The sequence below is a fragment of the Thalassoroseus sp. genome, assembly GCF_984380535.1.
In genome coordinates, this window is the sequence record NZ_CFHRBF010000002.1 from 185,269 (window position 1) to 210,541 (window position 25,273).

A 25,273-nucleotide genomic window follows, 5' to 3' on the forward strand; every position below is an offset into this window, starting at 1 on the left:
GGTGCACAAAAGACCACAGTCGAGTTCAGCTCGGATGATTCTTGAGAAAACTTGAGTCTGATCTTTCCCTAGTCGGAAAAATCTCCTAAAACCCTCGGCAACGCCGTATGCCCTTTCTGCGGGTGGTCGCGCCGTGGTGGTGCGGGAACGAAGCGGCTTTGGGATGATCGTCGTTTTTTCTCAAGGATGAGGAACTCATGAGCGCGACACGGACGTGGATCGGAAGAATTGGAACCGCATGTCTTGGCGGAGCACTGATTTGTAGTGGGGCTGGGTGCGGTAAAGATCAGCCGACTGCGGGAAAATCGTCGAATCAGTTGCCCACGCTCTCGGTTGCCAACCCGAGAATGCAACCGAAATTTGAAACCGGCGCTCCAGCGGATTCCGCGGAAGTCGCATTGCAAGAAATTGCATTGTTGCGTCTGAAAGCCCTGCCAACCGAAAGTTCGGTCGCGGGAGTTCGAGAGTTTCAACGGCAACGAAACGTCGAGATTGTGGCCCTCGCCCAACATGCGATCACTCAATCTCACGCAGACGACGCAAAAGCGACCGAATATCAGCAAGCCGTCCATCATCTGCTCGAAGCTCGCACGCAATTGGCGTTGCAACACCCGATCGGTGAGGAAGCCAAACGGGACGCGGATATCGCGACCCTTTACGATCATGCTGAGCAAATCATCGAGGCTGACGCAGACTCGCCAGCCGCGTTGGAAGCCGGACTGGCTCTGGTCACGTTCTCTGAGACGATGGCTCGGAATTTCGGTGACAAGGAACCACGTTGGCTCGAGGAATACAGCCGACAAGCCCAATTGTTTGCCCGACGGTTCCCAGGGGAAACCGATCAAGTCATCAAATCTCTCGATGCGGCTGGTTGGAGTTGCGATGCTCACGGGCTGACGGAGCCAGCAGCAGCGTGTTACGCCACACTCCAAGAACTCTGCCCCGACGACCCGCGGACGGCCCACGTTCCGGCAGTACTGCGACGCTTGTCACTTGTCGGCCAACCGTTGAAACTCGCCGGTCCGACGATCGATGGCGGATTCATCAACGTCGATGAACTTCAAGGAGCCCCGGTGATCGTCGCTTTCTGGGCGAGCGAAACCTCCGGTGTGGAAGAGCAATTGCCTGAGTTAAAGAGTCTCGCTGATCAATTCGCCTCCAAAGGGTTGAAGGTCGTCAGCGTGAACTTGGATTTCGAAGAGTCCCAAGTCCGCGGATTTCTCGATCGTCATTCCATTCAATGGCCCACAATTTTCTACGCGGATCCCGCTCAACGCGGCTGGAAGAACCCTGTCGTGAAGTATTACGGTCTCCGTAGCATTCCGGCGTATTGGTTAGTCGGTGCGGATGGAAGCGTGATCAGCACATCCGCAACCATTTCGGAACTGACAGAGCAGTGCACCGACCTGCTGAAGTAAACTTCAATACACACTTGGTGTTAGCCAGGGCGAATTACAACCAATAGTTCTACCTATAAACAACCAACACCGATGGCTCCTTGCCATCGGTGTTTTTTTGTGTAGAACGACATCCCTTGGCAGTCCTCATAACACCACTTACTGATCACGCGCACCGAACAAATGGCCTTTTTCGGTGAAAATCGCTGCAAAAATATTGTTCAGGCTTGAACTATGTATGAGAGTCCATTAGTATTTTCCTTAGTGAAACTATGTTTGACCCGCAGTGAACTGAAATACCCTTTAGTAGATATCCTTAAGAGCCTCCCTTTTTAATTGGAGTCACGAAAGTTCTCGAAAAGGAGTAATCAGCCTTTTCAGATTTTTGTAACAAAAGGAAACGACATGGTTGACGGAAACGGTACAAAACGTCCCGCACTTACTCCGAGACAGCGCGAGATTTACGAATTTCTCAAAGACAAAATTGTCAATCGTGGATATGGGCCAACGGTTCGCGAAATTGGCACTCATTTTGAGATCAAAAGCCCGAACGGGGTCATGTGCCACCTGAAGGCCCTTGAGAAAAAAGGCCTGATCACCCGCGAGTCTCACATGTCTCGGGCGATTCAGTTGACCGACTCTCCCCAAAAACGCATGAGTCTTCCCCTGGCAGGGCAGATTGTTGCCGGCCATCCGGTAGAAGCCGTGGAAGATGTCGAGCGAGTCGATTTCGCGAGTCTCTTTGATTCAGACGATCATTTTTGCCTGAAAGTCAAAGGCGATTCGATGATCGAAGACTCGATTGCGGAAGGCGATTACGTCATCGTCAACAAGCAAAGCGATGCCCGTAACGGGGAAATCGTTGTTGCATTGGTGGAAGGTCAAGACGCCACACTGAAACGATTCTACAAAGAGAACGGCCGTTTCCGTCTCGAGCCAGCGAACTCATCGATGAAATCGATCTTCGCGGACGATGTCGAAGTACTTGGCGTTGTGGTCGGTGTTGTCCGTCAGTACAACTAATTATCTTTGGATTTCGTATCCATTTAAGCTCCCGAAGCGAACAATCGGGGGCTTTTTTTACGAATCCGAGGAATCGCTGTCTTCGATCAATTCGCCAGAGTTGACGGACTCAAGAACGCCTGATAATTTGCCGGTTTGCGAAGCAGCAATCAACTGTTGATATCAATATCGTTTCTTTGTGAGAATGAAGTGTTATGGGACGTGTGGAACGGCAGCGCGAATTAGCTCGAAAGCGGACTCGGCGAGCCAAATTACGCCGATTGCGGGAGAAGTATCGGAAAGCCAATGAATCCGAACGTCCCGACATTATCGAGAAAGTCCGTCTCGTCAGTCCTCTCGTGAATTTGGTCGAAGAAGAATCCGCCCGCGAGAAGGCAAATTCTTAACGATTAAGCGGATCGGAAACTGATCAAGGCGAATTGAGAGCTTGGCTGCTTTGCCACCATCTCCGGTATTGGTTTCTCGATTTGCCTGTCTGTCCGAGTGCACTGTCGACTTGAGACAACCGAAACGGTATTTCAAGTCGATGCTCGCTTACGCGCCGATCATCTCTCTGTGATCAAGTTGGCTGATCTTGCTTGCACTCCCAATCTATCAACTGAGTTGTGTTCGGTGGTATCGATCCGCACTCGTTGAAATGGTTTTATTATTCCGTCGGAGTGACCGCCAGCATTACGTTCGCTGACACTGTCAGCCGATGATTGGAAAACGCACTGTCGCCTGACGACGACCGTTCGCCGCTTCTTGGACGAGGAACGAGAACTCGACCCATTGGTTCTCATCGTTCGCGTGGGAAGCCCCAGCTCAGGAAGGTAAGGCTGAGCCTGGATTTCGGCTTCCAAGAGGTTCCCGGAGAGATTGTCTGCTTATCAATTCGAGTACTGAATTTGAAAACGCTTGACATGGCCTCCGAACTTTTATAAGCAACACCTTCCAACACATATGCCTTGACGCAATGATTGAGTCGTAAGTAGCGAGAAGTATTCGTTTTCAGTAAGGAAGCCAACATGGCCGGAATCGGCATGGGTCCAACGAATTTCTGGAACAATGATGCGGATGATCTGCTTGATTTCGACCAGGCTGCGCCGTCCGATGACATCTACATGAGCGATGACGACGACTTCGACGACTTCGATGACGAAGACGACGACGAAGAAGACGACGACTTCGACGATGATGATTTTGATGATGACTTCGAAGACGATGACGATTTCGACGAAGAAGACGAGGACTTCGACGACGACTTCGATGATCTCGACGATGATGACTATGATGACGACGACGATGATGATGACGACGACGACGATGATGACTTCGATGATTTCGACGACGACGATTAACCCGTGCTAGCTTTTCGCTGGTGTGGTCGGTAGAGCGGTCTGTGTGCCGTCGTAACTTCGCGAGAGAGACGGAAAATCCATGCAAGGTTTGTCTGAGCAGATCTCGGAAGCGGTTCAGGCCATCCGAAAGCATTGGGCCGGCACACCACGAATCGGCTTGATTTTGGGAACCGGTCTGGGCGGCTTAGCTGCCGAGATTCATGCGGAGGCCAAACTACCGTATGCCGATATCCCGCACTTTCCCACATCGACAGTCGCCTCACATGCAGGTCAATTGGTCTGTGGAACGCTGAAGGGCATACCTCTCGTGGCGATGGAAGGTCGCTTCCATTACTACGAGGGATACTCGATGCAGCAAATCACCTTTCCGATCCGGGTGATGAAGGCGCTTGGTGCGGAGATTCTCATCGTCACGAATGCCGCGGGTGGAATGAACCCCCAATTTTCGCTGGCGGATATTGTCATCATCGAGGATCACATTGATTTTCTGCCCGACAACCCGCTGCGGGGTGTCAATGATGACGAACTCGGTCCTCGGTTTCCCGATATGCTCGAAACCTACGACCGCGAGTTAATCGCTTTGGCTCAGAAAACGGCGTTGGAACTGTCCATTCCCGCCACGAAAGGCGTGTTTGTAGCCGTTGCCGGTCCGAACTTGGAAACCCGCGCGGAATACCGCATGTTGCGGGGCTTCGGAGCGGATGTCGTGGGAATGAGCACCGTACCGGAGGCGATTGTCGCCAAACACGCCGGTCTGCGGACGCTTGGATTTTCTATTGTCACGGACCTCTGCCTGCCGGATGCGTTGGAGCCGGTCGAGTTGGAGAAGATCATCCGAGTTGCCGGTGAAGGTGGGGCAAGGCTTGGGAAACTCATCGGCGGAGTGTTGGAACAACTGTAATCGCCTGCGGGAGTCAGCATGTCTCAGTCCTCTGCTCCCTTCTTGCAAGCGATCGTTGCCGACCCGCACAACGACACCCCAAGGCTGATCTATGCAGATTGGCTCGATGCCCAGGGCCAATCGACACGAGCCGAATTCATCCGCCTACAATGCGAGTCCGCGAGGCTCCGAAAGGGGAGTCCGCGTCGGCAGGCGTTGGAATTGCGTGCGGACGAGTTGCTGTTCGAGCACGAATCCGAATGGCTCGGCGAGAAGACGGAGCAAATCGTCCGTTGGAAATTTCGGCGAGGTTTTCTGCATTCCGCCACGATGACGGCAGACGCCTTCCTTAAGCACGGCGAATCCGTCTTCCAAACCGAACCGCTGTGGCGACTCGGTTTTACCGATGACGAAGGCGAACCACTCCAGCCCGATGCCCTCCGCGAAGTTGTATCCAACCCCGCATTTCGCCATGTGCGATCGCTCGACATCATTGGTGCCGCTCCTCTCAACGAACCTCATTGGCACAACGACTGGTCTCAACCACCCGTACCGCTGGCCGCTTGGCTCGACGCACTCGGGCACGCAACACATGTACAACGATTAAAAAGTTTCGTTCCCGGAACAAGGCTGCGGTTATTCAATGAGTTTGGCGAAGGAACTGGAACTGTTGCATCCGCATTCGAGATCTTCTGTCGGGCAGAGCACTTGCGGACGCTTTCCCGTCTCGATTTGACCGGTTGCCCGCTCGCTCCAGCAGGGAATTCGAATCGGCTGGCCGAGCTTGTGGTAAATGCCTCGTTTGCCAAACGTCTTAAACGACTGCATTTGGATAATTGTCGACTGACGGACGCAGCCGCGGAAACGCTGGCAACTTCCCCAAATCTGCGAAATCTAACCCAACTCACGCTGGATGCCAACAAGCTCACTCGCGCCGGCTGGAATGCGTTATTGCATTCTCCTTTCCTGAAACGGCTGCGAGATTTCAGCGTCTCTGATGCAGGTTTTCTATTGTTTGCAAGGTCTTCGTTGGCCCAGGAACTAAGAGACCTCCGTGTTGGTTGGAGCGATGATAGCCGATCGCAGGAAGCCGAAAACGCTTGGTATGAATTGATCAAAACCGCTCGCCCACCGCGACGGTTGCACCTCGTCTGCCAGGATATTGCCCCGAAGATCATCGAGACGATGGCGACTAGCGGATGGCTGCGAAACTTGCGTTCGTTGCACATCGATAATGATTCGCAGTCGGAAGGATTTTTCCACACCGAGACGATCGCAAAGCTATTAACCACAAACGCAGCACCGCGATTGTGCGAGTTGAAAACACATGAGTTTGCCGACCAGGACTTCGTGCGATCTCTCGACGGTTGGCACGGGCAGAAGCAGCTAGAGACCTTGGAGTTGTCCGACGATTATTTTGGTCGGAGCCAAGCCCATCGCGTATTGGAATCGCCGAATCTGTCTCGGAATCTTAGAACGCTCACTGGGATTCGAATTCAATCTGATGACGACGTAGCCAGCATCGAGCGTTGCCACGCAAAGTTGACTTATGTCGCTCTTTGCATTGCCACTGATCTTAGCAAGAAACAGGCGGAGGCGATTTTCCAGTCATCTCTCCTGAAGACTGTCGAGAGTCTTCGCTTGTCGTTCTTGTTCAGCTACGGTCAGACCGAAAACATCAGCGAGGAAACCGTGCGGAATTGCTTGCGACCGCTCGCTTCACCAAATGTTCTTCCGCGACTTCGAGCATTCCGAACCTACGTATTCGGGGAAGATCCACCAGAACTTATGGCCGTCAAACACCGGCTTGGGCCACGCATGAAGTCGTGACCTACGGCTTCGCGACGAACTTTAAGACTTCCTTGCCGTCTTCCATGTTCCAAATGCGGATGGTTCCGTCGTATCCGCCGCCGGCGATTCGTTGTGTCGACGGCGAAGTTGCCACGCTGTAGAGCCACTCCGGAGAGCCACTGAATGTCTTGGCAATTTGACCGGCGGGCCAAACGACAATTCGCACGGACTTGTCGGCGGCAGCAACGGCCGTTCGCCCATCTGGAAGTTGCTGGAGATCGAATATCGCCCCTGAAGACCTTACCGCCTTGGCAGCTTTGGCATCAGCGACGTTCCACAGCCGGATTTGATTGTCTTCGCCGCCACTAACAACCTGCTTGCCATCCGCACTGAAGGCGATTGTGTAAACGGCATCGGTGTGGCCGTTGAAGGTAATGACGGCTTCGCCGGTTTCCGCATTCACGATTTTCGCCGTCTTGTCACGACTGGCAGACACGAGTTGCTTGCCATCGGGACTCCATGCGACGTCCATCACCCAATCCGCGTGATCTTCCACGTGCAGCAATTCGGCTTGAGACGCAAGATCGAATACGCGAATCGAGCGGTCGGCTCCGGCGAATGCGAGTCGAGTTCCATCCGGGCTCAGCGCGACGGCAAAGACGGAATCAGGGGTAATGACCAAGTCGGCCAGTAAATTTCCATCGGCGACAGCAAACTGTTTGACCTCTCCGATCTGTGCCGGTGTGCCGGCAGCCACCACGATTGATGCACCATCCGGGCTAAATTGAAGGTCATACACGCGTTCCGCCAGATTTGAGATTCGGCGGACCAATGTCCCGTCCTCAGTATTCCACAGCAGCACTTCGTGATAGCCGGAACTCGCCAACAAATTGCCATCCGGACTGAAGGCGAGTGCGGTGACGGGAATGGTCGCTCTGTAGGTTTCCGGCGGCTGTGGCTGCTGCGGTTTCGGCATGATCGTCAGGAGCGAGGCATCGGCCGGTTTGCCCGCGTCGAGAACTGCTCCTGTTTCGATCCACTTCCGCACAACCGCCATTTCCTCGGCCGTGAGTGGATCGGCGTCTTTCGGCATTTCGCCGATCTCGATCATTGTCCAGAGCATCGACGAATCAGGATCGCCGGGCACAAACGATTCGCCCGACTCGCCACCTTTCGCCAATGTCGCGAACGTGTCCATGTTCAACCGTCCCTGAGCCAGCCGTGCATTGTGACACGCCACACAACGACGATGGAAAATTGGAGCCACTTTTTCGCTGAACGAAACAAGCTGGCCGTGCTCAATCAAATGAGCTTCGACGGCCTGCTGATGTGTCAGCCACTCCGCCGCAACCGTTTCGTAGGCTTTCTGACTTTCATCACGCTTTTGCATGGCCTGCTTCAAGACCGCTTCCGCAACTTCGATTTTCTTTGGGGCGTCTTGCTTGGCCTGTTCTGCTGCGGTGCGCTGTATTTGGGTTTCGTTCAGTGTTTTCGTCGCAGACTCTAACAATTCGCGTTGCTTTTCGAGCTCAGCTTGAGCCGCTGCTTGTTGCTTTTCGGCGGCCGACTTCTTGGCTTCGTCTTCGCCGGCATCGGTCACAGCTTTGTCCGCCTGCTGTTTCGCTTGCTCCGCCTTTTGCACGGCTTCGGTCGCTGTCTTGACTGCTGTCTCTTGGGCTTTCAGCGTCTTTTCCGTTTCACTCAACGTGCGGTCGGCTTGCCGAGGAATTGACTTCGCACGCAGTAAATCTTCCGTCGCCGTCTGGACAAGCGTTTCGGCGGCATCGACGGACACCTTGGCTGCATCACGTCGCGTTTTGGCTTCGGCGGCAGCTTTTTTAAGGTCGACGAGCGGAGTTTCCTCAGCAACAGCGACAAGACTGACAAAGCAGAGCAGGGCGGCGGAAAGAATCGTCTGGACGGGCAGCATGGCGGGAACCTTGGGCGGTCGGAAAATAGAACACGCAGGTCTTACCAGGGTGATTGCCCAAACCCAGAGTGTCAAGGCATCAAGAGTGGTTGATGGTTCTCGGCGATCAAATCAACCCACAAAAAAAGCCACAGGTAATGACCTGTGGCTGAATGCTGATAACAAATCGAAACGGTGTTTCAATCAAGTCGACGGGAATTGAAGTCGCTCGCTTCCTGACTCTCACCGAATGACCATGCGGGTTAATTGCAGATGCAACCAGACCGCAGCACGGTTTAGTCTTTCCGGTGCCGAATTTTGGCCCGGTTACGGCGTTTCTTTCGTCCCAGTTTCCGACGACCTTTACCTGACTTCTTCACACCCATCCCGGTTTGTCTCCTATTCTGTTGAATATCTCATAAACTGATAGTTGTGCAAACTAAGTATACCGTCAAAACCCCTATTCGACAAGGGAATCACGAAACACCAGGCAAACCACCGAACTGCCGGACAGCTTCATAAACGATCGTGTTGGCGGTGCTGGCTAGGTTGAGACTGCGGACTTCCTCATACATCGGTAGCCGGAGATTTCGTGTCGCATCTTCGCCGAGAATCGAAGCCGGCAGCCCGCGACTTTCACTTCCGAAGAGCAGCACGTCGCCTGGTGAGAATTCGACATCCCATGCAAGCCGCGTTGCTGTCTTGGTCAGACACCAAATCCGCCGATCCGGGAGGTGTTCGACCAACTCGCTGTAACTTTCGACGGTTTGCCAATCCAAATGCTGCCAATAATCCATCCCGGCCCGTTTAAGGTAGCGGTCGTCCAGGCGGAAACCAAGCGGGCGAATCAGCCAAAGTTTCGCCCGGACCGCCACACACGTCCGGCCGATATTGCCGGTGTTCTGCGGGATGTCGGGCTGATAAAGGGCGACGTGTAATAACGGTTCAGTAGATTCAGTCATGCGGCGGCGTCTTGGAGGAGTCTGGCGACGATTCGGAATTTCGGGCTCGCTGTTCGATCCATATGCGAGTTTCGGGAGCCACGTTCTCGGTAAAATCGACAGTATAGTCGATCGAACGGGCGTATCGTCCGCGTTCGAATGTGGTCTCGAACACTTCTTGCAGATCGAGAGTCACATCGGGATCTGGCTGCTTCAACGGAACCGGGATCTGAGGTAACCTCTGTCGAACCGACCAAGCGTACACATCGCAGAGTGGGCGTTTCTCGGATCGGGATACCATTGCATAATAGTCTCCCGGTGGCAACCGACGCGCAAACGTCATCCGTTGCCCGTGAAACAACAAATCCAACTCGACTAAGTGCACGGGTCGCAACAGAATGGACTGCCGCTTCTCGTCATACAACGCCCGACCACGCGAGTCTTTGTTCGATGGAGACAAGACTTCGAGACAAGTGACCAGTGATTGACTATCACGATGTATTATCTCGATTTCTGTCTCTCTGACGGTGCCCGGAGATACGAGCGGGACCACGACAGGTTCCAATATTGTGACAGACTCTTTGGTCACAACACTCCCTTCTTGAGGCTCCCTTGTTGTGACTGCGACATCAGGTTCGATTCGTTTCGCGATAATCGCGTCGTCTTCATCCGAATGCACGAGATACACTTTTTCCCGGACGCGGACGTCGTACTGCTCGGAAACAAGGTCTGCAAGCGACTCTTGGAGATAGTTGATGAACTTCGCATGGAAGTCCTCAAACAACCGCGAGACTTCGAGGTACGGGTCCATGCCGGGGAACGGACTGGGCATTTGAATTGAACTCCTGTCACAGGTCGCCCATCCATGCTAACACACTTCAATCGACAACGCGATTTTATGATCGCCCACGTTGACGCTCTTGGGCGATGCCAAATTGCCGTCGGAATCAATCCGGTCGGCCCGTGTTTCGCTCTGGATGGTCTCGGTCCAGGCACTCACAGCGGACTGCACAGCGGACTCTTCCGTTTTGTAGCCGATCCGAATTCGTTGGTTTTCTTCGAGTCCGTTATCCTTCCGAAGTTGTTGCACATGACGGATGAAGTCTCGAGCCATCCCCTCGGCTTCCAACTCCGGCGTAAGGTCCGTGTTGAGCGCGATTTGCAGCGTGTTTTCGGAGGACGTCAACCAACCGGCTGCCTGCTCCGTTTCGGTCAGCACATCATCCGCCGTGAGTGAAATCTCGTTCCCGGCCAACGTAATGGTGACGGAATCGCCATTCTGCAGCGGGGCAAGTTCGGCCGCATCCATGTTCGGCAATTCCTTGCGGATCACCCCTAACAGCTTGCCGTATTTCGGGCCGAGTGTTTTCAAGTTCGGCTTGTATTTGTAGCGAACTAAATCGCCGAGACTGTCTTGAAACGTCACCGTTTTCACGTTGAGTTCGTCGGCGATCAACTCGCTCAGATTCTTCACAGCCGCGGCTTGTTCGGCATCACTGGAGGCAATCCGCAATTCTGCGAGTGGTTGTCGCACACGCAAACTGCTTTCCTCTCGCAATTTCAACGCAAGCCGCACCACCGCTTGAGCCGTGGCCGCACGTTGATTGAGTTCCTCATCCAGCAGGCTTTCGTCCGGCTCCGGGTAATCGCAAAGATGCACCGATTCCGGTACGCCGTCGATCGACGACGGTTGACCCGCGTCTTCCAAATTTCGCCCCAATGCCAAATTCTGATAGAGACGTTCGGACATGAACGGCACACACGGGGCGAGCAGTTTCGTCAGCGTGAGCAACACATGATGTAGCGTTTGATACGCGGCGAGTTTGTCTTGTTGGTTCTCGCTGCTGGCATCTTCGTTCTTCCGCCAGAACCGACGACGACTACGACGAATGTACCAGTTCGACAAGTCATCAATGAACGCCGCCGCCGCACTACACACACCGGGTGTATTGAACGCTTCGAACGACTCACGACACGTCTTTGTCAGTTGCTGCAAGTTTGACAGAATCCAACGGTCGAGTTCCGGCCGTTCACTGACCGGCACGACAGTCGAGTTCTGCGGATCGAATCCGTCGAGGGCGGCATAGTTCACGAAGAACGAATAGCTATTCCACAACGGAATCAGGATTTGTCGTCGCACTTCATCAGCGGGATTACTGGTCACTTTGCAGGTCGGCAGTCCTTCCTTGGTTTCCGAGATCGTGCCGTCCGGTGTGTTCAATGCGACGGGTTCGTCGGGATGCCGTGTGCCGAACCGCAAGTCCGCAGCCGGGTTTTGCGCGAGGTACATCCACCGCAATGTATCGACGCCCACCTGTTCGGCGGCCTCTTCGAACCAGATCGCGGTGCCGTCAGATTTGTGCATCGGTTGGCCTGCCTCATCCATCACCAGACGATGCCCCAGCAGCGTTTTGAACGGGCGTTTTTCCTTCGCATTGTCGGTCTCGTCGTATCGCATCATCGTCGACAAGGCCAACATCGAATAGAACCAATTGCGGAATTGGCCGGGGAAACACTCGGTAACAAAATCCGCCGGGTACCATTCGTTCCACATTGCCGGGTCTTCACGGTAACCCATCGTCGAGAACGGCGTGATGCCCGCGTCCAACCATGGATTCCCCACGTCGACAATCCGGCTCAACACCGCTCCGGTTGCTTCACTTTTGATTTTGACTTTGTCGATCCACGGACGGTGCGGTGTGTTGCCTTCGAATTCATCCCAACCCTCAACCGCACGCTCTTTCAATTCATCGAGTGAGCCGATGACCTCGAAATCGCTTGGGTCTTCGGGGTTGACCCAAATCGGAAGCGCGAGTCCCCAAAAGCGTTTCTTGGAGATCATCCAATCCCGCATGTTCGAGAGCCATTCGGTTTCGCGTTCCTTGCCCTGGATCGATTCTGGCAGCCAATCGATCTCTTGCGTGACATCCATGATCTCCTGTCGCCAGTCCATATTGATGAACCACTCATCCACCAACCGGAAGACAAGTTCATCGCCCGTCCGCCAACAATGCGGATAGATATGCGGATACTTTTCAACGGCCAGGAGCAGCCCTTTCTCTTTGAGTTGCTCGAAGACCAAATCGGCGGTTTCGGAGTCGATCGCTTCTCGCCCAGTGAACGGACCGAAACCCTCCGCGAACCGTCCGTCTTCCTTCAGCGGCGCGATACTCGGCAGAAGGAGTCTCTCACCGAGCGTATGGTCGATGTCCCCGCAACCGGGAGCGATGTGCACAATCCCGGTTCCCTCACCAGCGGTGACCATTGGATTGCCTTTGTTATCACGGCCACCGTCAATCACACGATGACATTCTTTCGCACGGCGAGAAGTTAGACCTGCAAGCCTCGAATTGAGTTCTGTCCATAATGAATGAGCAAACCTGCTAACTTCCTGAAATTCTTCTGTCGCGATTGGCTCTCCATCGCAAAATCTATTGTCCACATTGGTTAGAGTCGCCCAATGTGACGCAATTGCTTCGATTAACCCAAAACTTCTTGCTTCGAGAGTCCATCCCTGGAGCCGCAAGTAGGGCTCGTCGCGTACATCAGGGAGGCGAGTCAACCGTCGTTCCTTCTCTACTTCACTGAACATGTACCAAGTAGCATCCAGATTTGCAAAAACCTGGATAATTGCAAAGCGAAGTTTCACAAAGAGTTGTTTCGAGGGCGTGTCCTCATAAATCTCATCGCGGGCAAACTCCTGCCAATGAGACACATATTCGTCCACGAACTGCTCTAACGATTTACCTGCGTTTTCGTTGATAAACCATGGGTCAGTGGGACGCTGAATAGAATCATGTTGATGATCTTTCTGAACGCTCAACTCATCGAACGGGCCGCGATATCGCCAGCCGACCAGTTCGGAGCCTTTCAGCGTGTCTTCGATTTCATAGCCGCCTTGCTCTTTGAAGATCTGCGCCAGCGACTTCAACTTCGGTACACCGTCCGGCCATTTCCACTCAGGCCGTCCGAAACCCTCCTTGAACTCGGTTTCCATCCGTTTGGTGTCCAAGTTGTCCTTGGCGAAGTAGTAGATCGAACCATCGCGTTTGGACTTGAGTTTGACGTAATCCAAATCCGGATTGACCGCCGCCGCCACGTTGCTGGTCAGCGTCCAAGGAGTCGTTGTCCAGATGAGGAGATTCTCGTTGTCTCTGTCAACCAGCGGAAATCGCACGAACACCGAGCGGTGCACCGTCAGTTTCCGACCGTCGGCCACTTCCATCTGCGAGTACGCACTCCCAGCCCGACCGGACCAGGGCATCACATCGTGGCCACGGTAGACTTTCTTGCGGTTAAAGCACTTCTTGAGGAACGTCCAGATGGTTTCGTTGTTCTCGGTGGAGAACGTGAAGTAACTCCCGCCCCACTTCGGATTGCCAAGCCGCGCGACCAATTGGTGAGCAGGGCCAGTTTCGGTTTCTCCACTCGGTGCGGTAATCGTCACCGTTTGGTCGGTGCCGAGCGCTTCCGCAAGTTCGCGAAGTTGATCGGGGTTATCCCAATCCATCCAATAACCAAGCCGAATCGATTGCTCCGTCTGCCGAGCCGCGAACCGTAACACCCGCCGCTTGCATTCATTCACGAAGTGATCGATGCCATAATCCTCGATGGCTCGCTTCGTGCCAAAGCCCATCTCCTTTTCAACTTCGACTTCCACCCACAACCCTTGGCAATCGAACCCGTTCTGATAACGCAGTTCGTGCCCGGTCATGGCGAAGTAACGTTGGAAGGCATCCTTGTACGTGCGTCCCCACGCGTGATGCACGCCCATTGGGTTGTTCGCGGTGATCGGCCCGTCGAGAAAGCTCCACTTCGGCTTCCCGGCGTTTTTCTCACGGAGTTTCCCGAAAATATCGGACGCACTCCAAAACCGCAGCGCGTCGTGCTCGCCTCGGAGAAACTCAGAATCACCAGCTTTTTGAAACATCATGACAGTCGAACACAGCAAAAGTAGATGTGGAACAGCCCAAACAGAGCGTCAATTGTAGGTGGACACCCAGCGAATGGAAGGCATCCGCTCAGCGATCGCCCAGATGCCAACAAGTTGCCACTGCTTGACTTTTCGGTCGGCCGACGGCCTACTACTAAACATCCGAATCACATTGAGCAAGAATCACCGAAACACAAACCGTAGGAGTCTTGTAGGCTGGGTCGCGACCCAGCATCGTGCTTGGCAACGATCTGAAAAAAGCTGGGACATGTCCCAGCCTACTTATTCACTAGTCTGATCAATGTCCGTTTCCGCAGAAACTCGGCGAAGAGGCGAGATCCCGACGGAGTAACGTTATACTCGCCAAGCAAACAAATGCCGTTTTGTTGATTTGTGCGAGACGCCCATGTTTGCTGAAACCGCTGCGGGTTTGACGTTTCCGGACTATTTCGTGCTTGCCGCGTTTTTGGCGGGTATGCTGGCGATGGGGGTGGTGATTGCTCGCAGACAACAATCGAGTGATGACTTCTTCGTCGCCGGTCGCAACATGCCGGCTTGGGCAGTGGGAATCAGTCTGTTCGCTTCGCTGCTGTCCACGATTACCTACCTCGGCATGCCCGGTGAAATGTTCCGCACCGGCGTTGCATTTCTCACCCGCCAATTGCCGATTCCGTTGGTGTTAGCCGTCGTATGGGGGTTGTGGATTCCCTTCTTCATGCGACTGCGACTCACGAGTGCTTACGAATATTTAGAGCGACGATTCAACTATCCGGTTCGCGCATTCGCCGCCGTATTTTGCTTACTGCTACTATTCGGCTGGATTTCCGTGGTCGTGCTGACGGCATCCAGAGCGATGGCCGAAATCACTGTTCCCGCCATCGCCGATCCGATCGCCAGAGCTGAAACACTCAACCAGATGATGTTCGGAATCATTATCGGTGTTGGGATGTTCTCCGTCATTTATACCACTCTCGGCGGTATTCGAGCCGTTGTCTGGACTGATGTCGTTCAATTTACGGTGCTGCTCGTCGGAGCAATCGTGACGATGACATCCATCGCTTCGATGACAGGCACCGGAATCAGCGATTGGATCGCCACCAGTCAGCAGTATCAGCATGAAGAAGTGCAGTGGTTTGACTGGAACGTTTCCAATCGCTCGACGGTGTTCACAATCACACTCAACATGTTCTTTTGGTTCATCTGCACCCATGGCGCGAACCAAGTGGCGTTGCAACGTTACTTTACTGTCAAGGACATCTCCGCTGCCCGACGAACCTATCTTGTCAGCGCTGTCGCTAGCATACTTATCGGTGTGTTGCTAGCCGGAGTTGGCATTGCGTTGATGTCTTTTCTGCAACAGTCGGATCTACCAGTTAAAGAACAATTGCTCAATTCACAGGTGGGTGCAAGAGGCGACTTGCCCGATCAAGTCTTCCCGCAGTTTATTCGCATGTATTTACCAGCCGGCTTGAAAGGACTCGTTGTAGCTGCATTGTTTGCAGCTGCGATGTCGACAATCGACTCTGGTGCTAACTCAGCCTCGACGATTATCACAGTCGACTTTATTCGACCATTCGCAAAGACACCCGCTACCTCTCACCAAGAGTTACAGCGGGCACGAAAACTCACCGCGGCTGCCGGCGTTACGGTCGTTGTCTATACAATACTGCTCTATCAGATCTCAAAAGGCACGAACATCATCGACCTCACTCAGAAAGGCTTTAACTGTTTCCTTGGCGGACTGGGTGGTCTGTTCGTGCTAGGCATGTTTACTCGTCGTGTGACGTCGACGATCGCCATGCTCGCTTTATTGCTTGGCGAGGTCTTTGGGGTTTTCACTAGTTATTTCCGAGAAATCACAGCCTGGCTTGCGAATACTCAAGGAGGATGGTGGGCGGAAACTTTAGGTGGACCGACTATTGAAGCCGGTCAACTCTCGGTCTACCAAGGAACGCCGTTCTCGACACATTTAGTTGTTCCCGGGGCCTGGTTTGTCACTGTTCTCACAGGTGTTGTTCTAGCGTTCCTACTGCGAACGAGATGTTCGGAAGAACAAAGTCGTTGGACCTGGAGGCAGGTTGTCAACCATGCTCAAGCAGAACCATCGAATCGCAACTAGCCTTTTAAGCCACTCGTGGAAATGCCTTGAATGAACGTTTTCTGTGCTAGAAAAAACAAGACAATCACAGGCAGTGTAAACAAGACCGCCCCAGCCATCAGTGGCCCGAATTCCGTGCGATAACTACTAAGATATTGTTGGAGTTCATAGGCCAACGGCAATCGGCTGGGATCATTCAAGTACAGAAGTGGCCCTGCGAACTCATTCCACGTATGCAGAAACTGAAACAGCGACACCGTTGCTAAAGCTGGCCATGAAAGAGGAACGATGATCGTTCGCAAGATTGTCCATTCACTTGCGCCATCCAGCCGAGCCGCTTCTGACAGTTCTTCAGGAATCGTCATAAAGAATTGTCTGAGTAGAAACACATAAAATGCTTCTCCCGCCAAAAAACTCGGCAAAACGAGAGGCCACCAGGTGTTGTAGAGTCCTAATGTGGCGAACAGTTCAAACCGCGGTAACATCGTGACGTGAAACGGCAGCAACATCGTCGAAATCAACACGAAGAACAGGACATCCCGACCCGGCCACCGTAGTCGTGAGAACCCATAAGCGACGAGTGTGCAACTCACAAGGGTGCCGATGACAGTACACACCGACAACAGTATCGAATTAGCCAGACTTTGCAGGTAATGACCTGACTGCACAGCGACTCGGTAGTTATGCCAATATAACTGATTCGGCCACAGTTCTGTCTCAAGCTGTCCGGGCGGTTTGAGCGAACCTAGCACCATATACAATAAAGGCAAAGAGAACGCGACAGCCATCAAAACTAGTAGCGGATGTGTTAGACGTTTAGCGTTCATTTCGAACCTTATCGAGTTGCGACTGTACGTCGCGAGCCGCCTCTCTAAGTGCCTCACGCGGACTTTTCTGAAGTGTTAATGCCTCGTCAGCCGCTTGATTGACTCGCTCATAGTAATAAGCTTGAACCGGAATCGCAGGTGTAGGAACTTGAGATTCCGACTCTGCTAGTTCAACAAACAACCGAAAACGTGGATGTCGCCGGAGATAATCTTGAAAGTGTGGCTGAGCAGTCACAAGCGAACTTGCCGGAATCCAGCCACCAGAACTAGCAGTCATCGCGGCTTCCGCTTCATGACCCCCAAACCCCGACCAAAACTTAATAAACTCCCATACGCCTCGTTTCTTCTGGCAGCCTTGAGGAACCACAAAAAAGTTCCCGTTGACCCAGCCTGCATTCGCTCGTCCATTTGGAGGGTAGGGAAGCGGTGCCACTCCATATTGAAACTCCCCTTCAGACTCTTCAACAACACGGTCGAGTTCAGCCACTCGCCATTGCCCATCCATCATCAATCCATAACGACCATCACGCAACATCGACCCCGCACCCGCCTCACGATTCGTACTGCGAAAGGCACGAATCTTCTCCAAACCTAGCTCCCGAGAATAAGACGTCATCCATTCGAGAGCCTCGACAATCTTAGGATCATCGGGTGTGACCATCCCTGACTGCTCATCGTAAAAGTCCCCTCCAAAGGCGATGCCCCAAGCCCAAAGTCGACGATTGTCGGGGAGGTATGGAATTGTCTCATTCGTTGCAAGAGGCCGCTTGGCGATTCTATCGAGTTGTTGAATCGTCTGAGGTGGTTCAAACGGAGCAATCGCAGATTCTCGATAGAACAGTACACGAATATCGAGCGCATTACAGATTGCATAAAGCTCGTTGTCATAAGTCCCGATTTGCTTGGCCGGTGGATAGAGCCATTCTTCAAGTTCCCTGTAAGTCGTTTCATCGGGGCATAACTCTCGAATCGGCATCAGGACCCCGGCATTTGCCCATTGTGCGATAACCTGATCATCCTGATTGAGCAAATCAGGTGCGTCACCACCCTGAAGAGACATAAAAAACTTCATGTCGAGATTCTGCCCGGGAACCGCAATTTCTTCGACTCGATAGTTAGGCTGTGACTGATTGAATCGGCGGACGATTTCTTGAACGATCTTTCGGTCCGCGCCGCCCCAGAAGTGCCAAAAAACAATGCGTTCGCGGTCCTCGTGCTCTGATATCGAGTCTTGTACTTGCCTAGCAATCGACCAGCCGACCGCCAAACTAACAACTCCGACTAGCAACACGGTTTGAATGGAAACTCGACGCATCGAATGCAACCTGGATTTAGCTTCGATAGTGAACCCAATGCTTCGAAGAGCGAAACATCAAGACTGTTAGAAGGATAACAATCACAAACAATGACCAGCAAACCGCACTCGCATAGCCTGCATCAAGATACTTAAATGCCCATAAGAATATATGCAAAGAAACAACGAGTGTTGAGCGATCAGGCCCACCTGTTCCGCCGCTGACAACATAAGGTTGCGTAAAATATTGCACGCTCTGCACGATTCCCATCACCGCATTGAAGAAGATGACGGGAGTTAGATGGGGCAATGTCACATGCCAAAATTTTTTGAAGGAACTGGCACCGTCAATCTCTGCAGCCTCGTAGAGTTCGCGGGGAACATCTTGTAACGCTGCCAGGTAAATGAGAATAAAGTTGCCAATCCCCCAAAAGGACATTAGTACGAGTGCGTCTTTAGAACCGAACCCGGCAGATCCGGTGACCAGCGAAGACAGATTGAATGCTTCTGCAGAACTATTAAACCAATTCGGGGAGAGCCCAATCCAACTCAACCAATGATTCGCAAGCCCTTGTTGGGGATCTAGCAGCCAGACCCACACAATCGCCGTAGCCACCGTCGGCACAACCGATGGTACGAAAAACAGAGTCCGATAGACGGCTTGTCCACGCACCTTCTGATTGAGTAATACCGCTAGTCCGACACCTAGCAAAATGCTTCCGGGTATTGAAAGCATGGCATAGTAGCATGTATTCCAGAGTGCTACGCCAAACCCATCGCCATCAGCAATTTCTTGAATCAGCCGCTCATAGTTTTCTGTGCCAATCCAAGTCGGTTGGGTGAGTAAATCATAACGGCAGAAACTCCAATAGAGTGTCAACACAAACGGATAGGCGGTTAACGCCAGAAACCCGATGACCCATGGAGAAACGAACAGAAGTCCTTCGCGAAATTGACGCATCGATACCTAACGGATCACAATCCTAGTACGTAAGAGTTAGACTTTGCCGGTTCGAGTTCCCTGAATGTTGACACCACTACCAATAATCAGATTGTTCCGATAGCACCAACTGTAAAATCGCCCAGATTTTTCCGGAGGCAAAACTCGCAGATCGTCGAATCCAGCCGCCTGAAACCATTCGGTCAGTTCGGCGATGGTGTGATGATGTTGATAAGCTGGTGCGTACCAGTCGAATGTGTCACAAATTCGATTCTCGCGGCAGGGGTGATTACTAAAATTGACGACCTTATTCAGCGTTCGATTGAGTATCGGAATACCGCCAAGGGTGGCACCACGCCGAGACCAACGCTCAAGACGATCACGACTAAGATTGACGGACCGGTGACGCAGTCGATTATTGATCCACTCCTGCCACCATTGGTTTCGGCGATACAACCAGACCGCGAGTCGCCCACCGGGTTTCACCATTTTCGCGACTGCATCAAACACATCGCGAGTGTTGGCATCGTGGTGCATGACACCGATGGAAAATACGGCGTTGAAACTCTGTTCGGGGAATGGCAACGCTTTGAGGTCAGCCTGCACGAATCGCACATTCGGCAAGTTTTCGCAGAGTTGCTGAGCCTTGTCGACTGCATTGCTATGGTCCGCCCCAAAGACATTTGCGCCGGACTCACCCACGATCTTGCAATACCGGCCTCCACCACAACCGGCATCAAGAACTTTAAGCCCTGATAATTCCGCGAGTCGAAAACCGGTTTTCGCCTCGAATGTTGCACGGTCCTCGTCGGCGTGGGCGACTTCGTAACGATTCCATTGGAAACCAAAGCTTTCGAGATGCTCGGATTCCACAAACCGGGGAATGCCGCTTACAACGGGGTAGCGAGTGCCACACGATGAGCAACCGAGCTGCGTTTGATCGACCTCGGAAAGTGGACTGCCGTCAGCCGGGCATCGGAGTTGCGTCTGCCATTCGGCCATGGGCTTACACTCTTAGAATTCAACAGTCCACGGATCGCGAGCGATTTCTGAAGCGGGAAAGATCTTGCGAACGCCGTCGATTCCGACCGGGTCGTCTTGAGGCTGATCCGGGCCAAAGTGCGTCAGGATTAGACGCCCCACACCTGCTTGTTTGGCGAGTTCAGCCACGGCGGTGGAGTGGCTATGACCTGTCGGCTCGGCATACTCCGCCATCGCGTCTGGAAAGTTGCACTCGTGAATGAGCACATCCACTTCGGCGATGAAATCGAGATAGTCTTCGCTGGTCGTCGTATCAGTGATAAACGCAAATGATTTATCCGGCCAATCAATCCGGTACCCCATCGAGCCACCGGGGTGCGTTAATGGTCGCCAAGTCAATCGGCCACCGTCCGCGAGTTCCCATCCGTCACCGAGTTCGTGGTACTCAAAATTCAGAGGTGCCGGGAACAAGCCCTGAGAGAGCAAGTGCGTTTGCACGGTCTCCAACGTGGCGGCGTTTGCATGTACTCGAACCTTGTCGACGATGCCTTTCAGCATAGGAACGAGGAAGTACGTCAGACCGCAGACATGATCGAGATGGGCATGCGAAAGAAAGACATCCAACTCGCGGGTTTGCACATGCTCTTGCACCCGGAAGAATCCGGTACCGGCATCGAAGACAATTCCCACCTCCGGCAACATCACACACGATGTGTGCCGATGCTCGGTTGGATGATGACCGGAGGTGCCTAGGAATTGAATCTTCATAAAGTCAAACCAAGTTCCGTTCGGAAACTCGCGTCTTTGAACGGCTGACTAGCTCAGGTTGCGTTCGCGAATCCAATCGGTATGGAAGGTTTCACCACGCGGTTTGTCGATGCGTTCGTAGGTGTGGGCACCGAAGTAATCGCGTTGCGATTGCAGCAAGTTGGCGGGCAAACGATCGCGACGGTAACCGTCGTAGTAGGACAAAGCAGCCGCGAAACCAGGCACGGGCAGTCCGAGTTCAACAGCCGCCGAGACCACACGTCGCCAACTCGATTGAGCTTCGTCGATGGCTTTCTTGAAGAAGTCGTCGAGAAGCAAGTTTTCGAGATTCGGCTCTTTGTCGAAAGCAGCTTTGATGTCTTGCAGGAACCGCGAACGAATGATGCAACCGCCACGCCAGAGCAGGGCGATGCTGCCGTTGTTCAGTTTCCAACCGAACTCTTCGGCAGCGGCATCGAGTTGCACGTACCCTTGGGCGTAGCTCACCAACTTGGAGGCGTACAACGCTTTGCCGACGTCGTTGATGAACTGCTCTTTGTCACCTTCGAATTTACCATCGGGACCTGAAAGCACTTCCGAAGCCCGCACACGCGCATCTTTCTGAGCCGACAAACACCGAGCGTAGACGGCTTCGGTGATCAGAGTCGTCGGCACACCAAGGTCGAGCGCGTGTTGGCTCATCCATTTGCCGGTGCCTTTTTGCTTGGCAGTGTCGACGACTTGATCGACGAGGAAATTCCCCGTTTCCGGATCCTTGACAGTGAAAATGTCCCGTGTGATTTCGATCAAGTAGCTTTCAAGTTCGCTCTCGTTCCAGCTTTTGAAGACTTGGTAGAGTTCTTCATTGGTCAGACCAAGTGCATGCTTGAGGATGAAGTAGGCTTCGCAGATCAGCTGCATGTCGCCGTATTCGATGCCATTGTGCACCATCTTCACATAGTGCCCGGCACCGGCTTCGCCGACCCAGTCACAGCAGGGGATGTCGTTGTTCTCACCGACTTTCGCGGAGATCTTCTGCATGATCTCTTTGACGAACGGCCACGCCTCAGGATCACCACCGGGCATGATACTCGGGCCTTTGAGTGCCCCTTCCTCACCACCGGAAACGCCGGTGCCGAGGAACCGCAGACCGGCAGCTTTCAAGTCGGCGTAGCGACGATTGGTGTCGGCATAGTCTGAGTTTCCACCGTCGATGATGATATCACCGGGGTCGAGCAACGGTTTCAGTTGATCGATCACCGCATCGACCGGACCACCAGCTTTGACCATGATCATCACACGACGCGGGCTTTTCAGGTCTTTGAGCAAACCCTCGACCGAATCGTAACCGACAACCCGGTCAGCGGTACCGGGATGAACGACGTCTTCCGGACGATCTTTCAGACCACCGACGAATTCATCGGTCGTGGCTTGAGTCCGGTTGTAGACGCCGACGGAGTAACCATTGTTCGCCATGTTCAGGACCAAATTTTGCCCCATGACGGCGAGGCCGATTAGTCCGATATCGTGTTGTGACATGATTCTAAGTCTCTCTGGAAAAGCCGTTTCGCGTGGTGTCGCCCCATGCTAGCGAATCCGGACGGATTTGGAAGGAACGACGATTGAATGTGAGTTTGAGTTTGTTAGTTTCTGATCACGTGTTAAGTATCTGAGCGATGGAAAATCGAATTGGCGGTCACTTGGAAGCCGGGCAGGTGCGTTTGATCGTCGATGCGATCGTCTCCTGAGAAGATTTGTGGTTTTGCATTGGGTCGATAGACTGTCACTGTTTCCATCACGGGATTGACAATCCAAACAAGTTGGACTCCGGCTGCAAGATAGGCCTGCAACTTGGCATCAATTTCCTCTTGTTTGTCACTGGGAGAAAGGATTTCGACTGCCAGAATCGGTGGACCATCAATTAGGCTGGTTTCTTCTGGTTCGCGGGCCGCGGTTTCTGCGGAGACGTAGCACACATCGATTCCAACGGTCGAAGCCGGATCATCCGAAAGTCGACATCCCGCTTCACCCGAGTAAACTTCGCCCTGCGGTTCAGACTGAGATTTCAACCACGCCTTTAATAAGAAGGCGATTTCAGCTTCGATACGGCTGTGGTGACGGTTCCGCCGCGTCATTGGTTTCTCCCAGAGTTTTCCACGAATTAGCATTCGCTCTGTGCCGTCTTCCGGGAGAGCCATAAACTCTTCGTGTGTCATCAAGCCTTCGGCTACCACCATGCTCATTAATCTGCCCTCTCAAAAACCGGAAACCGTCATTCCGATGTGTTAGGGTAGGCTCCCCTCGGTAAGTTCGACTGTGCCGAGTTCAAAACCGGCTGCTTTCAACTTTGTTTCTGCGTCTGTTGTCGCTGCGAGACCACCACGGGTTGCAACGAGAACTCGTGATTGACTGGCCTCCCAACGAATGAACGGCCGTCGAACCCATGGCTCCCGGAAAAGAACCCGTTGGATCACCCGATATGGCTCCTCAGCACCCTGGTACCCCTTTACCTCGAAGGCCATGACAGCCATGCCAGGAGGAATCGGCGGTCCCATGTCTCGAACGGGAAGTGAGTTGCTAGTCGTCGGTGTTGATTGCGGTGCTGTTGGCATCGGTTGGGGTTGCGGTTCGGAGTGTACAACCGGCTGAGACGGTTCCGAGTGTGCAGGCCTTGCGGTATTCGTTTTCGGTGTTTGGTTCGACGGTGTTGCGGGCACGACCATCTTTTGCTTGAGCCATTGAATTCCTGCGGGGATGCCCTCGCGGATCATTGAATCGTAGTGGTCTCCGCTCGCAACTAGCCGCAATGTGACGTCTTTGCCCAGCGAACTGGCTTGATTGGCAAATTGTTCGGTTGTACCAAAGGGTTCGTTGCTATCGTCACGGGCATGAAACAGGAAGACAGGACAGCTCAAACTTCCTACGTGCGTTCGCGGAGAACTCTGCACGATAAAATCCGCAATACCTGGCAGGAGCGATACGGTGTATGGATCAAGCGTGACTTCACCCAATCGAGCCACCACATCGGTCGCGGGTGCATAGGCGATGCTGCCAGCCAATCGCGGTTCGTGTTCTGCAAATAGCAACGAAAGCGTTCCGGCGGAACTGTGACCGGCGGAATAAATCGCCTGCGGGTTCACTTGTGGCAATCGAGCCAAAACGAACTCCAACGCATTTCGCGCATTGACCACACCAGCGTGCGCGTCTTTGAATTCGGTATATGCTTCGGCGATCTCGAGATCCTCCGCGAAGTCGAGGTCCTCGATACCGCCGTCAATGGAATAGGAAACGACTGCGAATCCGGCTTTGGCATACGGTTCGGTTTCGTCGTGATAGTTCGAGTCATCCAAGCTATTCCCGCAGAGCAAATTGGATCCCGCGGGTGCCACTAGCACGCAACCCAATGACCCCGGAGCATGTTGACCGGGCGGCAGGTAAACCCGGAATTGCATCGCTCCGCCGGGAGTGTTTGTCTGGTTCGACCGAACATCGTAAACCCGCACACCGGAGGGCAACGGACGTCCGTTCGGTGGAAGCTGCGGAAAGCTCGGCAGCGGTACGCTTGCGACCGAAAACAAACCGCCGGCATTCCCGGAACCGATACCGCTATTGCCTCCACCGCCACCAGACTTCATCGAGGCCACCGTGATCGCCCACCAGATGCCGGCTAGGATGATCATCACGGCAATTACGCCGACAGCGACGTAGCGGAATTTGTCACTATCCAGAAAGTCCTCAGGCGGCGGAGCAGCTTTCGAACGCCGCGATTTCGAGGGACTTTTCGAACGTCGAGAACCGGAACGCGACGGAGGCGGTGGAGCTTCGTCTGCAGACCGGGAGCGTTTGCGTTTTGCGGAACTTCCAGAGGATGCGGAAGACCGCGATGGCGAACTCGATGACCGTCGGCGACGACTGGAACCAGACGAATCGCCTCCGAACATATCGTCGAAATCGTCATCGTAGTCGACAAACTCATCGGCCGCTTCCGCTGGAACACGGAACTTCGCACCGCATTCCTTACAGGGCAACGTGCGGCCCGCGAATTTCTCTTTAATGTCGTATTCGCGTCCGCACTTGCGGCACTGGACATGAATGGGCATACCGAGCGTCTCCCCCGAATTTCGTGAGTCAATTGACGGTTGGTCCACCAATCATTATGTGAGCTCCTCCGA

Annotated in this window: 19 protein-coding genes; 7 read left to right on the forward strand and 12 right to left on the reverse strand. The window is 53.4% G+C overall.

Translation table 11 applies throughout. From position 1 onward, the window contains the following. Positions 1 to 197 precede the first annotated feature (197 nt). From AC5DDB_RS03135 to AC5DDB_RS03160, 6 genes are all read left to right on the forward strand, one after another. Positions 198 to 1,418 (forward strand): peroxiredoxin family protein, encoded by a 1,221-nt coding sequence (locus tag AC5DDB_RS03135; RefSeq protein WP_491738218.1) that lies wholly within the window; start codon positions 198 to 200, stop codon positions 1,416 to 1,418. A gap of 384 nt (positions 1,419 to 1,802) precedes the next feature. Continuing rightward, positions 1,803 to 2,420, forward strand: a complete 618-nt coding sequence (lexA, locus tag AC5DDB_RS03140; RefSeq protein ID WP_491738219.1) for a transcriptional repressor LexA — start codon at positions 1,803 to 1,805, stop codon at positions 2,418 to 2,420. A 194-nt stretch (positions 2,421 to 2,614) separates the two neighbouring features. Next, on the forward strand, positions 2,615 to 2,806 hold the full coding sequence (locus AC5DDB_RS03145) for a DUF6800 family protein (RefSeq protein WP_491738220.1): 192 nt from the start codon (positions 2,615 to 2,617) through the stop codon (positions 2,804 to 2,806). 621 nt (positions 2,807 to 3,427) lie between these two features. Next, positions 3,428 to 3,760: a hypothetical protein gene (locus AC5DDB_RS03150; RefSeq protein ID WP_491738221.1), complete on the forward strand. Its 333-nt coding sequence runs from the start codon at positions 3,428 to 3,430 to the stop codon at positions 3,758 to 3,760. 79 nt (positions 3,761 to 3,839) lie between these two features. Continuing rightward, entirely contained in the window at positions 3,840 to 4,661 is an 822-nt protein-coding gene (locus tag AC5DDB_RS03155; RefSeq protein ID WP_491738222.1) for a purine-nucleoside phosphorylase, read from the forward strand. A gap of 18 nt (positions 4,662 to 4,679) precedes the next feature. Further along, positions 4,680 to 6,470, forward strand: a complete 1,791-nt coding sequence (locus tag AC5DDB_RS03160; protein ID WP_491738223.1) for a TIGR02996 domain-containing protein — start codon at positions 4,680 to 4,682, stop codon at positions 6,468 to 6,470. Position 6,471: 1 nt separating this feature from the next. Here AC5DDB_RS03160 and AC5DDB_RS03165 read toward each other — a convergent pair whose 3' ends face one another. The 4 genes from AC5DDB_RS03165 to AC5DDB_RS03180 form a co-directional block, all read right to left on the reverse strand. Beyond that, a complete protein-coding gene (locus AC5DDB_RS03165) occupies positions 6,472 to 8,361 on the reverse strand; it encodes a WD40 domain-containing protein (RefSeq protein ID WP_491738224.1) in 1,890 nt (629 codons plus the stop codon). Positions 8,362 to 8,816: 455 nt separating this feature from the next. Continuing rightward, positions 8,817 to 9,302 carry a tRNA (cytidine(34)-2'-O)-methyltransferase gene (locus tag AC5DDB_RS03170; RefSeq protein ID WP_491738225.1) on the reverse strand — a complete coding sequence of 162 codons (486 nt, stop codon included), beginning with the start codon at positions 9,300 to 9,302 and terminating at the stop codon, positions 8,817 to 8,819. Beyond that, positions 9,295 to 10,113, reverse strand: coding sequence for a DUF4058 family protein (locus tag AC5DDB_RS03175; RefSeq protein ID WP_491738226.1), 819 nt, complete (start codon positions 10,111 to 10,113; stop codon positions 9,295 to 9,297). The genes AC5DDB_RS03170 and AC5DDB_RS03175 overlap by 8 nt, the downstream gene beginning before the upstream one ends. Positions 10,114 to 10,149: 36 nt before the next feature. Further along, entirely contained in the window at positions 10,150 to 14,211 is a 4,062-nt protein-coding gene (locus AC5DDB_RS03180; RefSeq protein WP_491738517.1) for an isoleucine--tRNA ligase, read from the reverse strand. Positions 14,212 to 14,620: 409 nt separating this feature from the next. On the opposite strand from AC5DDB_RS03180, the gene AC5DDB_RS03185 reads away from it, so the two are divergent. Next, positions 14,621 to 16,333: a sodium:solute symporter family transporter gene (locus AC5DDB_RS03185; RefSeq protein ID WP_491738227.1), complete on the forward strand. Its 1,713-nt coding sequence runs from the start codon at positions 14,621 to 14,623 to the stop codon at positions 16,331 to 16,333. On the opposite strand, the gene AC5DDB_RS03190 is transcribed toward AC5DDB_RS03185, so the two are convergent. From AC5DDB_RS03190 to AC5DDB_RS03225, 8 genes are all read right to left on the reverse strand, one after another. Next, entirely contained in the window at positions 16,330 to 17,139 is an 810-nt protein-coding gene (locus AC5DDB_RS03190) for a carbohydrate ABC transporter permease (protein WP_491738228.1), read from the reverse strand. The two genes, AC5DDB_RS03185 and AC5DDB_RS03190, sit on opposite strands and share 4 nt — an antisense overlap. Continuing rightward, positions 17,129 to 18,454 (reverse strand): ABC transporter substrate-binding protein, encoded by a 1,326-nt coding sequence (locus AC5DDB_RS03195; RefSeq protein ID WP_491738229.1) that lies wholly within the window; start codon positions 18,452 to 18,454, stop codon positions 17,129 to 17,131. Before AC5DDB_RS03195 ends, AC5DDB_RS03190 begins: the two co-directional genes overlap by 11 nt. Positions 18,455 to 18,470: 16 nt before the next feature. Beyond that, positions 18,471 to 19,394 carry a carbohydrate ABC transporter permease gene (locus AC5DDB_RS03200; protein ID WP_491738230.1) on the reverse strand — a complete coding sequence of 308 codons (924 nt, stop codon included), beginning with the start codon at positions 19,392 to 19,394 and terminating at the stop codon, positions 18,471 to 18,473. 36 nt (positions 19,395 to 19,430) lie between these two features. Further along, a complete protein-coding gene (locus AC5DDB_RS03205) occupies positions 19,431 to 20,375 on the reverse strand; it encodes a methyltransferase domain-containing protein (RefSeq protein WP_491738231.1) in 945 nt (314 codons plus the stop codon). A 12-nt stretch (positions 20,376 to 20,387) separates the two neighbouring features. Then, a complete protein-coding gene (locus AC5DDB_RS03210) occupies positions 20,388 to 21,122 on the reverse strand; it encodes an MBL fold metallo-hydrolase (protein WP_491738232.1) in 735 nt (244 codons plus the stop codon). 48 nt (positions 21,123 to 21,170) lie between these two features. Beyond that, the gene (gnd, locus tag AC5DDB_RS03215; protein WP_491738233.1) at positions 21,171 to 22,640 is read right to left on the reverse strand and encodes a decarboxylating NADP(+)-dependent phosphogluconate dehydrogenase; all 1,470 of its coding nucleotides are present in this window, start codon (positions 22,638 to 22,640) and stop codon (positions 21,171 to 21,173) included. 122 nt (positions 22,641 to 22,762) lie between these two features. After that, entirely contained in the window at positions 22,763 to 23,344 is a 582-nt protein-coding gene (locus AC5DDB_RS03220; RefSeq protein WP_491738234.1) for a Uma2 family endonuclease, read from the reverse strand. Between the two features lie 42 nt (positions 23,345 to 23,386). Then, positions 23,387 to 25,201, reverse strand: coding sequence for an alpha/beta hydrolase family protein (locus tag AC5DDB_RS03225; protein WP_491738235.1), 1,815 nt, complete (start codon positions 25,199 to 25,201; stop codon positions 23,387 to 23,389). Positions 25,202 to 25,273 lie beyond the last annotated feature (72 nt).

Bases quoted from the DNA above. Each gene is read 5' to 3' on its own strand.
- AC5DDB_RS03175 (WP_491738226.1), bottom strand. From the start codon at position 10,113: ATGCCCAGTCCGTTCCCCGGCATGGACCCGTACCTCGAAGTCTCGCGG.
- AC5DDB_RS03185 (WP_491738227.1), top strand. From the start codon at position 14,621: ATGTTTGCTGAAACCGCTGCGGGTTTGACGTTTCCGGACTATTTCGTG.
- AC5DDB_RS03220 (WP_491738234.1), bottom strand. From the start codon at position 23,344: ATGAGCATGGTGGTAGCCGAAGGCTTGATGACACACGAAGAGTTTATG.
- AC5DDB_RS03205 (WP_491738231.1), bottom strand. From the start codon at position 20,375: ATGGCCGAATGGCAGACGCAACTCCGATGCCCGGCTGACGGCAGTCCA.
- AC5DDB_RS03200 (WP_491738230.1), bottom strand. From the start codon at position 19,394: ATGCGTCAATTTCGCGAAGGACTTCTGTTCGTTTCTCCATGGGTCATC.
- AC5DDB_RS03150 (WP_491738221.1), top strand. From the start codon at position 3,428: ATGGCCGGAATCGGCATGGGTCCAACGAATTTCTGGAACAATGATGCG.
- AC5DDB_RS03170 (WP_491738225.1), bottom strand. From the start codon at position 9,302: ATGACTGAATCTACTGAACCGTTATTACACGTCGCCCTTTATCAGCCC.
- AC5DDB_RS03160 (WP_491738223.1), top strand. From the start codon at position 4,680: ATGTCTCAGTCCTCTGCTCCCTTCTTGCAAGCGATCGTTGCCGACCCG.
- AC5DDB_RS03210 (WP_491738232.1), bottom strand. From the start codon at position 21,122: ATGAAGATTCAATTCCTAGGCACCTCCGGTCATCATCCAACCGAGCAT.
- AC5DDB_RS03195 (WP_491738229.1), bottom strand. From the start codon at position 18,454: ATGCGTCGAGTTTCCATTCAAACCGTGTTGCTAGTCGGAGTTGTTAGT.
- AC5DDB_RS03165 (WP_491738224.1), bottom strand. From the start codon at position 8,361: ATGCTGCCCGTCCAGACGATTCTTTCCGCCGCCCTGCTCTGCTTTGTC.
- AC5DDB_RS03225 (WP_491738235.1), bottom strand. From the start codon at position 25,201: ATGCCCATTCATGTCCAGTGCCGCAAGTGCGGACGCGAATACGACATT.
- AC5DDB_RS03145 (WP_491738220.1), top strand. From the start codon at position 2,615: ATGGGACGTGTGGAACGGCAGCGCGAATTAGCTCGAAAGCGGACTCGG.
- AC5DDB_RS03135 (WP_491738218.1), top strand. From the start codon at position 198: ATGAGCGCGACACGGACGTGGATCGGAAGAATTGGAACCGCATGTCTT.
- AC5DDB_RS03190 (WP_491738228.1), bottom strand. From the start codon at position 17,139: ATGAACGCTAAACGTCTAACACATCCGCTACTAGTTTTGATGGCTGTC.
- AC5DDB_RS03155 (WP_491738222.1), top strand. From the start codon at position 3,840: ATGCAAGGTTTGTCTGAGCAGATCTCGGAAGCGGTTCAGGCCATCCGA.
- lexA (WP_491738219.1), top strand. From the start codon at position 1,803: ATGGTTGACGGAAACGGTACAAAACGTCCCGCACTTACTCCGAGACAG.
- AC5DDB_RS03180 (WP_491738517.1), bottom strand. From the start codon at position 14,211: ATGTTTCAAAAAGCTGGTGATTCTGAGTTTCTCCGAGGCGAGCACGAC.
- gnd (WP_491738233.1), bottom strand. From the start codon at position 22,640: ATGTCACAACACGATATCGGACTAATCGGCCTCGCCGTCATGGGGCAA.